At 34.3% G+C, this 9,935-nt stretch carries 12 protein-coding genes and 1 pseudogene; 10 read left to right on the top strand and 3 right to left on the bottom strand.

Going from position 1 to position 9,935, the window contains the following annotated elements:
- Positions 1 to 66: 66 nt before the first annotated feature.
- Genes BTM29_RS08920 through BTM29_RS08895 form a run of 6 tightly spaced genes read left to right on the top strand, consistent with a single transcriptional unit; the run spans position 67 to position 3,741 of the window.
- A complete protein-coding gene (locus BTM29_RS08920) occupies positions 67 to 798 on the top strand; it encodes a HesA/MoeB/ThiF family protein (protein ID WP_076616337.1) in 732 nt (243 codons plus the stop codon).
- A complete protein-coding gene (locus tag BTM29_RS08915) occupies positions 798 to 1,265 on the top strand; it encodes a MogA/MoaB family molybdenum cofactor biosynthesis protein (RefSeq protein WP_076616335.1) in 468 nt (155 codons plus the stop codon). Before BTM29_RS08920 ends, BTM29_RS08915 begins: the two co-directional genes overlap by 1 nt.
- A complete protein-coding gene (locus BTM29_RS08910; protein WP_076616332.1) occupies positions 1,265 to 2,494 on the top strand; it encodes a molybdopterin molybdotransferase MoeA in 1,230 nt (409 codons plus the stop codon). Before BTM29_RS08915 ends, BTM29_RS08910 begins: the two co-directional genes overlap by 1 nt.
- Positions 2,473 to 2,961: a molybdopterin-guanine dinucleotide biosynthesis protein B gene (locus tag BTM29_RS08905; RefSeq protein ID WP_076616330.1), complete on the top strand. Its 489-nt coding sequence runs from the start codon at positions 2,473 to 2,475 to the stop codon at positions 2,959 to 2,961. Before BTM29_RS08910 ends, BTM29_RS08905 begins: the two co-directional genes overlap by 22 nt.
- Positions 2,951 to 3,496, top strand: a complete 546-nt coding sequence (locus BTM29_RS08900) for an NTP transferase domain-containing protein (protein WP_076616327.1) — start codon at positions 2,951 to 2,953, stop codon at positions 3,494 to 3,496. The genes BTM29_RS08905 and BTM29_RS08900 overlap by 11 nt, the downstream gene beginning before the upstream one ends.
- On the top strand, positions 3,493 to 3,741 hold the full coding sequence (locus BTM29_RS08895) for a hypothetical protein (protein WP_076616324.1): 249 nt from the start codon (positions 3,493 to 3,495) through the stop codon (positions 3,739 to 3,741). Before BTM29_RS08900 ends, BTM29_RS08895 begins: the two co-directional genes overlap by 4 nt.
- Before the next feature lie 45 nt (positions 3,742 to 3,786).
- On the opposite strand, the gene BTM29_RS08890 is transcribed toward BTM29_RS08895, so the two are convergent.
- The 3 genes and pseudogenes from BTM29_RS08890 to BTM29_RS08880 all read right to left on the bottom strand — a co-directional run bounded on the left by BTM29_RS08890 (position 3,787) and on the right by BTM29_RS08880 (position 6,502).
- Positions 3,787 to 4,782 (bottom strand): tRNA dihydrouridine synthase, encoded by a 996-nt coding sequence (locus BTM29_RS08890; protein ID WP_076616323.1) that lies wholly within the window; start codon positions 4,780 to 4,782, stop codon positions 3,787 to 3,789.
- Between the two features lie 96 nt (positions 4,783 to 4,878).
- Positions 4,879 to 5,561, bottom strand: a pseudogene (locus tag BTM29_RS08885) (GTP pyrophosphokinase).
- A 26-nt stretch (positions 5,562 to 5,587) separates the two neighbouring features.
- Complete coding sequence (locus tag BTM29_RS08880; protein ID WP_076616320.1) at positions 5,588 to 6,502, bottom strand: SufD family Fe-S cluster assembly protein; 915 nt, start codon at positions 6,500 to 6,502, stop codon at positions 5,588 to 5,590.
- 256 nt (positions 6,503 to 6,758) lie between these two features.
- On the opposite strand from BTM29_RS08880, the gene BTM29_RS08875 reads away from it, so the two are divergent.
- The 4 genes from BTM29_RS08875 to moaC all read left to right on the top strand — a co-directional run bounded on the left by BTM29_RS08875 (position 6,759) and on the right by moaC (position 9,929).
- On the top strand, positions 6,759 to 6,989 hold the full coding sequence (locus tag BTM29_RS08875) for a FeoA family protein (RefSeq protein ID WP_083685965.1): 231 nt from the start codon (positions 6,759 to 6,761) through the stop codon (positions 6,987 to 6,989).
- On the top strand, positions 6,989 to 8,983 hold the full coding sequence (feoB, locus tag BTM29_RS08870) for a ferrous iron transport protein B (RefSeq protein WP_076616318.1): 1,995 nt from the start codon (positions 6,989 to 6,991) through the stop codon (positions 8,981 to 8,983). The genes BTM29_RS08875 and feoB overlap by 1 nt, the downstream gene beginning before the upstream one ends.
- 20 nt (positions 8,984 to 9,003) lie before the next feature.
- Positions 9,004 to 9,183, top strand: a complete 180-nt coding sequence (locus BTM29_RS08865) for a FeoB-associated Cys-rich membrane protein (protein WP_076616315.1) — start codon at positions 9,004 to 9,006, stop codon at positions 9,181 to 9,183.
- Between the two features lie 272 nt (positions 9,184 to 9,455).
- Positions 9,456 to 9,929, top strand: coding sequence for a cyclic pyranopterin monophosphate synthase MoaC (gene moaC / locus BTM29_RS08860; RefSeq protein ID WP_076616312.1), 474 nt, complete (start codon positions 9,456 to 9,458; stop codon positions 9,927 to 9,929).
- Positions 9,930 to 9,935 lie beyond the last annotated feature (6 nt).

Here is a 9,935-nt window from a genome sequence, read left to right as displayed (position 1 = left end):
CTAGCACTTATCCTTATTGACTTCGATTAGGATTTTCCCTAACCTTTTGTACGTGAGGTGAAAGAAATGACAAACAGATACGACAGGCAATTGAAAATAAAACAGATTGGAATTGTGGGACAAAAAAGACTGGAAAATTCCCATATACTTGTAGTTGGCGTTGGAGGACTTGGAAGTTTTGTTTCATCTGAATTGGTCAAAGCTGGAGTTGGTAACATAACTTTAGTGGATTATGATGTTGTAGAAATAACTAATTTGCATCGTCAAAATCTTTATACTGAAGAAGACGTTGGAATAGACAAGTTAGTTGCTATGAAAAGCCACTTGCAAAAAGCAAATAAAGACGTAACTATCAACACTATTAATCAGCAATATTCACCTGATTTATTGGATACAAAGTATGATTTGGTAATTGATTGTACTGACAACTTCCCTGTTAAGTATCAGATAAATCAAGATTGCCAAGAACGTGGTATCAATCATATTTTTGGAACTTGTGCAGCTAATCAAGGACAAGTTATGTTTATTGATCCTACTTCTGCTTGTCTAGAATGCCTATATCCAAAAGAAAATATAGATAAGTTAGGATTAAGTGCCAATATTGGAACTAATCCCATGATTGTTGCCTTAACTGGCAGCCTTCAAGCTTCATTAGCTATGAAATTTTTAACTAGTGGCAAATATGATGCCGGACAATTATTAGTACTAGATAATTGGACTTTTGATTTTAGAAAAATTAGAGTAAACAAAAAAAGTGATTGTCCTATAGACCATCACAATTTTGAGGAGAGAAGTTAATGATTGATTTTGGAATTATTACTGTCAGCGATACCAGAACGACTGAAACTGACAAATCGGGACAATATATCAAAGGAGCAATGGAAAAAGCTGGAAATAACTTTGTTACAAAATACATCGTTAAAGACGATGCAAAACAAATAACCGACGCTTATAACAAGTTACTTAACACTACTTGCCAATTGATCCTAGTAAATGGTGGAACGGGAATTGCAAGACGAGATGTGACCATTGATACATTAGAGTCAAAATTCATCAAGATAATTCCAGGCTTTGGTGAATATTTTCGTAAAATCAGTATTGAGGATATCGGCTTAAAGGCTTTGGTTTCTGGTGCAACTGCCGGAATTACTGCGAGAGATCAAATTTGTTACCTTCTCCCCGGCTCTACTAACGCATGTAAAACAGCTTTGGAACAAATAATCCTGCCAGACATTGATCATTTAATAAAGGAGATAACAAAATAATGTACAAACCAGTAGATAATAGAAACGCTATAAGTATCGACGAGGCCAGAAAAGTTATTGTCGAAAATATTGGCAGTGTCAAACTCGGTTCAGAAAAAATTCCATCAATAGAATCCAATCATCGCATCATTGCTCAAGATGTTGTTGCTCCTAACGATTACCCTACCTTTAGAAGATCTGGATACGATGGATTCGCTATGCTACAAGAAGACTTAACAAAATTACCAAGAACATTGAAGGTCGTTGGTGACATTCCAGCTGGTGCTGACTTTGACAGACCTCTTGTTTCTGGTGAAGCGGTCAGAATAATGACTGGTGGATACGTTCCTGATGGAGCCGATATCGTAGTAATGCTTGAAACAACTAGAATGATCGACAAAGATACTGTTGAAATTTCCGAAACTCAACATAAGGACAACATCACACCGATCGGTGATTATTTTAAAAAAGGCGACATTCTTTTGAAAAAAGATACCGAGATCAATCCTGGCGGTATTAGTCTGCTGAGTGCCTTTGATATTCAAGATATCTCAGTCTATAAAAAACCAACTATCGGCATTATCACAACTGGTTCAGAACTATTACATCCCGGTGAACAAATAGTAAACGGCAAAATATTTAATAGTAACGGCCCGATGATACGTAATCTATGTAAAGAAAATGGTGCCGATGTTATCAGTTATACACAAATTAAAGATGATCCCAATAAATTGAAAACTGCAGTCAATGATTTGTTAGATAAATGCGACGTTATTATCACTGATGGTGGTGTTTCAGTTGGTGATTTTGATATTATTGCAGATCTTGCTAAATCATCAGAGAAATTATTATTTAATAAGCTAGAAATGAGACCAGGTAGTGTCACGACTGCATTTATATATGACAATACCTTGTTCTTTGGATTATCCGGTAACCCTGGTGCTTGTTTCACTGGATTTTATTTATTCGTTGAATATGCCCTCCGCTTAATGCAACATCAGACTAGTAACTGTATCGAATGTATTGCCACTTTAAACGCTGAATACACTAAGACAAATATGTATGATCGTATTTTACGTGGTCAATATAAGTTTGTTGGTAATCACATTGAAATTGGTCGTGTTGGTGGTGATGCATCTGGTAACTTGAATAATTTGCAACGTGCTACTTGTATGTTTGAAATTCCACGTGGCAAATCCATTACTCCTAAAGATAGTGAGCTACGCACATGGCTATTACCTTTCAAATAATCGGACATAAAAAAAGTGGAAAAACTACTTTGCTACAAAATTTTCTTACTGAAACACCACAATATAAATTCAGTGTCGTCAAACACACTCATTTACCAATTGATATTGCAACTACAAATGATACTGGTAAATTTTTCCAATATTCTGATGATGTGTTGCTATTAAATAATGAACAAACAATTCATTACCAAAGAAACTTGCCTACTACAAATTTAGATAAAATCGCAAAGCTCCAAAAAGGTGATTCTGATTTCATTATTATTGAAGGAATTAAGGAATTGGACTTTCCAAAAATCGTTTTACTTAAATCTGACGAGTCAATCAGTGATTACTCTGATATAACTAACATCTCGACCTTTGTTTCTATTCAAGGTAATACTTCTACAAAAGTTTTAAATATTGAAAATATAAATAATCGAAAAAAATTTATAAACAGTTTTATAGAGGATATTCAAAATGACCGATAGTCTGATACTTGCTGGTGGAAAATCAACCCGGTACAAAAGTGATAAGGCGCTAGCACATTTCAATGATGTAATAATTCCCAATGTAAAGTACACTGCCGATTTAACATTACCTTTTGTAGATAATTGTTTTGTTTCTACAAACAAAACTAACAATGGAGCAATAAATGAATTATTGGATCATAAAATAACAGTTATTCCTGATGTTTATCCCATGATAGACTGTGGACCAATGTCTGCACTATGGGCCTATTTTCAAGCAACACAGACTACTAATGCAGACTTATTAGTCATAGCTACTGATTATATTATTAAATCTGATGCCATTAAATTTTTGAATGAGAATGACGGTTATATCAAAATTAAGCAAGTTCCCTACTACACTTGTTGTCATTTAAAGATTAATATTGATATATTAATGAAATATGTCAATTTGAAAAGCTACCGTTGGCGAAGTCTTTTGAATGATGCCAACTGTCAGGCACAAGATTATGGTGGTTATTTGAAGAATATCAACTATCCGGAGGATTTAAAATGAAGGCACAAAATGAAATGAGCCGTGGCGATTTCCAAAAAATGATTAAAATTTGTCTAAACGATTTAAGCATTCAACGTACATTGTTAGAAAATGAAGAACAAGTACAACGTGATGACTTAAGAACTTTGGAACAAGATCAAGCTCTAGAAGAGTTGGAACGTCGAATTATGTTGATTAAAAAAGATTATGATTTTTATAAACAATTCGTTGATCCAAACTTTGAAACTACTGAAGCTGAATATTAGAATATAAAAAAAGGATGGGAAAAATAAAATTTTCTCATCTTTTTTTTAGTCCTTAATATCAATTCGATCAATAATTTTACGTGCATCATCAGTTGTCTTAGTCTGCATCAAGTCATTCCTAATGGCAGATGCTCCCTTCATTCCACGAACATAGATCTTAAAGAATCTCTGTAGTGGAGCAAAATGACCGGGAATTCCCATAGCAACGAATTCATCATACAAATCTAATTGATAACGTAATAAACCCAATAACTCATGTGCTGAATGTTCTCTTTTAACTGGTTCAAACGCAAACGGATTGGTAAAGATCCCTCGTCCAATCATGACACCATCAATTCCAGGATGTTCATGATAGAGTTTCATTCCAGCCTGATAATCAGCAATGTCACCATTGATCTGTAACAAGGTATCTGGTGCTATCTCATCACGCATCTTCACTAAATCATCGATCAATTCATAATGGGCAGGTACATTACTCATTTCCTCACGCGTACGTACATGAATTGTTAAGACTGGAAGTTTTTGTTCCAGTAAAAATGGTATCCATGTTTTATACTCATCAACTTCACTATAACCAATCCTTGTTTTTACAGATACAGGCAAATTTGTCTTGCGCGCACCCTCAATAACTTCTTTGGCAGTATCAAAGTGTTTTATTAAGTCGCTTCCACTGTGGTTTTTAATGACCGCAATATCGGGACAACCAGTATTGATATCAATTGCCTCAAAACCTTGCTTCTTAACTTCTTTGACTGCTTTAGAAAAGTCTTCGCCATTATTGCCCCACAACTGAATTATCGGTTTGGGATTTTCTTTTGGATCAATGTACAAACGTCCTTTAGCGGATTCCTTAGCCAAGGGATGTGTGATACTTAACGCGTTAGTAAATTCTGTATAGAAAACATCCGGTGCTGCAGCCTTTTCAACTACACGACGAAAAACTGAGCCCGTAACGGCCTCCATTGGTGCCAAACTAAAAAATGGTCGATTCTCTTTTCTAGTCTTATCTGCGATTTTATTCCAGTAAGATGACTGGGCCAAAGTCTCATCTCCAATTCAATTAATTACAATCCTAATAACTATACAGATATTGCTTCCATTGGTGCAAGTTATAAGTTTTAACCTTGAACATAGCTCCTACAAATTATGAAAAATTTCTTGCATATTTTGCTCAATACCATTGATTTCTTTTGCATAACCTTGCAATGAATCAGCATATTTAGCAACTTTTTCATCTGGTTTATCAGTTTTATAACGTAACTTATGTTCCAAACTGGCCCACATATCCATACCAACGGTCCTGATTTGTATCTCTACTGGGGTAACCTGAACTCCATCAGACTGAAAGACTGGAACTGAAACCACCAAGTGTAGACTTCTATAGCCACTACTTTTGGGATCACTAACATAATCTTTACGACGGATCAACTTCACATCACTTTGGGCCAAGAGATTTTCTTCAACAGTGTAAACTACTCGTCAATGTAATTAGTTACAACTCTAATCCCACCAACATCTAAGATATTCTCCTTTACGCTTTCAAATTTAATAGGAAGATTCTTTCTATTAAGCTTTTCGATCAAGCTACCAACATCTTTCATTCGAACTTCTATATGATGAATCGGATTATGATTATGCCTAACTTGATAATCATTATCAAGATTCTCTAACTTAGTTCCAAATTCTCCAACTGCGGAATGACATAGTTGATAATATGCCACCAATTCACTTATATCATGAATTTCATCCCGACTAGAATATAGTCCTAGTTCTCTTTGAATTTGATTGATATTAATCATATTTTCTCGTTCTAATATCATATAGTACTTCTCCTCAATAATCTTAATTATGCATCAAAATTCTTATCGAATTCACTTGAAACATTATTGCCGTGTTTAACTACGTTGATATTAAATTCTTTGTTATTCGGACTTTTTACATTTAATGTTGTTTTAACTTTTGAATCGGCACCAAATAAATTATTTTCAAAACTGGCATACGTCTTACTATCGTTCAACAGATTTTCTTCCCAATTAACCGTGGCACCCTTGCCCAAATAGGCTTTATCTTTTAAAAATACTTCACCATCTCCAGATAGCTTATTCAATATTTTAAAATCAATTTTAGCGTTCATCCTTGCCAGAACCTCAGTGAATCCATTAAAGATATTTTTGTTTGAACCCTTATCTGTAATTTCTTCAACAATATTTACTGATGAATCCCCCTCTGCGACCACTAAGACATGCGTTATCAGTGGCAAATTCAAAGTATCATCTTTTAAAACGTGTATTTCTATAGTTTGATCAACTTGAATTCCTTTTGGAATATATACAAATATTCCTGCATTTAACATGGCAGCATGAAAGGCAGTGAATTTGTCTTCATCTGAATTAATTACTTTATTCATAAAGGACTTTTGAATTAGTCTGGGATGTTGTCTGAAAGCCGTAAAAATATCCGTAATCACAACGCCTGCTTCTTCTAAATCATCGGTTAAATTATTTACGATAACTTTTTGACCCAATTGAATAATTTGAATATTTCCATTATTTTCACAATCAGGAATTAATTGCCGATTAGATTTATGCCACTTTGGTTCATTAATTTCTAACAAATCCCAATTTATCTTCTTTGATTGAGGATAATCTAATTCATTAAATTCATTGAGTGCTTCAACTCTTCCATCAACCAACCAATGTGGCTCACCATGGTCATTAGCGGCCAATTCAAAATCTTCTAAAAATTCTTTATTGAACTCCATTTCAATCTATCCCCTTAATATTCCTTTAATATATATGAATATATCCATTCACAATCAAAATACTTCACAAATCAATAAAATATATTGTCTATATCAATTTATTCTACCTAAAATAATTTTAAATAAAATTAGGTAAATTGCCCATACACAAACAAAATGAAACGTGTCATAATATGACGTATCAATATAAGTTTATGATTTTAAAAAACTATATACTTTATTCATTTTTGGAATATCACTTTAGGAGGGTAAGATCATGCAATTGATTTCTGAACCAGTGATCAATCAAGTTTTTACAGTCTGTAATATTGAAGAATTAGATGATCAAACCATGCAACGTCTTCATAGTCTTGGTATTCACAACAATAGCAATATGACGGTTATCAGATTTTTCCCATTGCATGGACCTGTGATCGTTGAAGTTGATCACCAGCAAATTGGCATTCGTTATAAAGTCTTCAAGTTGCTAGCTGGGGAGGATATTTGATGACTACTGTAGCCTTGATGGGCAACCCCAATACTGGTAAAACTACTATCTTTAATCAAATTACCGATTCATATGCCTATGTTGGCAACTGGACTGGTGTAACGGTTGAAAAGAAAATGGGTACCATCAAGCACTCAGATGTCATGGTGACTGATCTTCCTGGTGTATACTCTTTAAATCCTTTAACAAAAGATGAATCGGTTGCTATCAACTATTTATTAACAGATGATGCAGACTTGATTTTGAACGTTACTAATGCTGGTCAGTTAAAAAGAAATCTTCTATTATCAATAGAATTACTTGAATATGGAACACCAGTTATTATCGCTCTAAATATGATTGATGATTTGAAACGTTCTGGAATATATTACGATATTGATACTTTATCTGATAGATTAGGTTGTCATATAGAAACAACCAATGCCAGAAACAAAGATGGTATCAAACAACTTCGTGAGGAACTCTTAAATATTCCACACGACAAAATTCCCCAAGGCCCATTAGAACTTGATTACCCTTTCATGATTAAACAAGCTATTCGTCAAGCAAGTGAGAAATTAATTGCTGACTTCGATATGAAAGAATCGTTTGCACGTTGGATTGCTATTCAATATATAGACAAGAATAAGAGCATTCGTAAATACGCACTCCATAATAATTTAACACCTTTACTATCACAAAAGGACTATTATGATGCACAAAACTTTGAAGATAAAATATTCAAAACACGACTAAACTTCATCGATTCAACCCTTGCAGAAGCTAAGAACAACTTATCTGATACTAAAAACATTGAGATGACTTCAAGAATCGACAAGTTTGTTACAAATCCGATTCTAGGATTACCTATTTTTATTGCAATTTTTTATTTGATGTTCAAAATATCATTTGATTGGATTGGGACACCACTGTCAAATCAATTGGATGCACTGTTATCAGGACCTATTTCTAGTTTTGCCAATCAATTTTTAACAAGTATTGGTGCAATGGACTTTCTAAGATCATTGATTGTTGACGGTGTAATTGCCGGAGTTGGTGGCGTTTTAACTTTTATACCACAAATATTTGCTTTATTCGCTTGTATTTCATTATTAGAGGACTCCGGATATATGGCTCGTGCCGCACTTGTAACTGATCGTATCATGGAAATGATCGGTCTAAATGGTAAAGCATTTATCCCACTTATTATCGGGTTTGGCTGTAACGTGACTGGAATTATGGCTGCTAGAACAATTGAGCAGCCAAAGGAACGCTTGATAACAACTCTAATTTCACCATTTATGAGTTGTTCCGCACGACTACCTATCTACAGTTTATTCGTAGCAGCATTCTTCCCCAGAAATCAAGCTTTAGTAGTTTTATCAATCTACTTCTTGGGTATTGCCGTAGCTTTAGGCATGGCTAAGTTTTATCAGTTGGTCTTCCATGTTAAGGACAGTACCGTGTTTATCGTTGAACTTCCTAAATACCACATACCAAGATTAGACATAATCTGGCGTGGAACTTGGGATAAGAGTAAGGGATTTGTTAAAAAAGCTGGTACAGTTATTTTTGCTGGTACAGTTTTGATTTGGCTCTTATCAAATTTTGGTCCAACTGGATTCATAACCAATATTGATCATAGCTTTTCAGCGTTATTAGGAAAAGTTATGTTACCAGTCTTTGCCCCAATCGGTATAACATCGTGGGAAGCAATTAGTGCCCTATTCACTGGTATTTTGGCTAAAGAAGTTATTAGCTCAAGTATGATGGTTCTTTTCCATACAACGAGTCAAACCGCCTTAATAGCAACATTTGGGCAAATGTTCACGCCTGTTTCTGCTTATGCATTGTTAGTGTTTATTTTGTTATATGTACCATGTTTCGCAACAATAGGAACAATTAAATCTGAGACCGGCTCTACTAAATGGGCAATCTACTCCATTTTTTCCAGTCTTTTTATTGCTTACACCTTATCATTTATAATTTTTCAAATAGGAAGTTTATTATTCTAAGACAATTCGAGGTTAAAAAAATGACATTGTTTATTAATATATTAATTGCCGCTATTATTGTGGGACTTGCCGGATATGAGATATTCAAAGTTACTCAAAAATCCAAACAAGGTAAATGTGCTGCTTGTGATTACAAATGTGAGGCCAAATTAATGGCCGATAAGGCTTCTAAACAGCAAATACTTAAAAGGATTCTGTAAGAATATTGTTCTAATCAAACTCGCAGTGAAAACGTAACTTTTTCCATATAAATCTAAAAGAAAACGTGTGCCATAACACAATTTTCTCCCTATAAGTCCAAAAAACCGATATTTACTTACGTAAATACCGGCTCTTTGGACTTATAAACGAAAACTGAACGTGTTTTGTCACACTCTATTCTTTTAGCATTTCCCCTAATACTTATCTTTGAAATTGCTTGCTATACTTTGAACGGGAAACATTTAAAAGTAATTATAAGAAAGGTATCAAAATGGCTGAATTGACTCACTTTAATAATCAAAATAGAGCAAAAATGGTTGATGTCACCAATAAATCAATTACTTCTAGATTTGCTATTGCCACCGGCAAAATCAAGATGCAACATGAAACTATTTTGAGGATTCAAGAAGGAAAAATCAAAAAGGGTGACGTCTTAGCAGTAGCACAAGTTGCTGGAATCATGGCAGCTAAACAAACTAGTCAATTAATTCCAATGTGCCACCTAATCCCACTAACTGGCGTGGATATACATTTTGAAGATGATAACTCCACAACAATAACAGTTACTACAAAAGTCAAAACAAAACATGTTACGGGAGTTGAAATAGAGGCTCTATTAGCTGCTCAAACTTCACTTTTAACTATTTATGACATGTGTAAAGCCATCGATCGTGGCATGATTATTACAGATGTTCATCTAGTCGAAAAAGACGGCGGTAAAAGTGGACACTTCAAATTTGATTGATACAGT

The sequence above is a fragment of the Companilactobacillus allii genome, assembly GCF_001971585.1.
Taxonomy (GTDB): Bacteria; Bacillota; Bacilli; order Lactobacillales; family Lactobacillaceae; genus Companilactobacillus; species Companilactobacillus allii.
The sequence above is the reverse complement of the archived record's forward strand: the minus strand, read 5'-3'. Positions and strand labels throughout refer to the sequence as shown.

What these genes read in the sequence shown, in the direction of transcription:
- BTM29_RS08895 (WP_076616324.1), top strand. Translation starts at nt 3,493, where the DNA reads ATGAAGGCACAAAATGAAATGAGCCGTGGCGATTTCCAAAAAATGATT.
- BTM29_RS08875 (WP_083685965.1), top strand. Translation starts at nt 6,759, where the DNA reads ATGCAATTGATTTCTGAACCAGTGATCAATCAAGTTTTTACAGTCTGT.
- BTM29_RS08915 (WP_076616335.1), top strand. Translation starts at nt 798, where the DNA reads ATGATTGATTTTGGAATTATTACTGTCAGCGATACCAGAACGACTGAA.
- BTM29_RS08900 (WP_076616327.1), top strand. Translation starts at nt 2,951, where the DNA reads ATGACCGATAGTCTGATACTTGCTGGTGGAAAATCAACCCGGTACAAA.
- BTM29_RS08910 (WP_076616332.1), top strand. Translation starts at nt 1,265, where the DNA reads ATGTACAAACCAGTAGATAATAGAAACGCTATAAGTATCGACGAGGCC.
- BTM29_RS08905 (WP_076616330.1), top strand. Translation starts at nt 2,473, where the DNA reads ATGGCTATTACCTTTCAAATAATCGGACATAAAAAAAGTGGAAAAACT.
- BTM29_RS08865 (WP_076616315.1), top strand. Translation starts at nt 9,004, where the DNA reads ATGACATTGTTTATTAATATATTAATTGCCGCTATTATTGTGGGACTT.
- BTM29_RS08880 (WP_076616320.1), bottom strand. Translation starts at nt 6,502, where the DNA reads ATGGAGTTCAATAAAGAATTTTTAGAAGATTTTGAATTGGCCGCTAAT.
- BTM29_RS08920 (WP_076616337.1), top strand. Translation starts at nt 67, where the DNA reads ATGACAAACAGATACGACAGGCAATTGAAAATAAAACAGATTGGAATT.
- moaC (WP_076616312.1), top strand. Translation starts at nt 9,456, where the DNA reads ATGGCTGAATTGACTCACTTTAATAATCAAAATAGAGCAAAAATGGTT.
- feoB (WP_076616318.1), top strand. Translation starts at nt 6,989, where the DNA reads ATGACTACTGTAGCCTTGATGGGCAACCCCAATACTGGTAAAACTACT.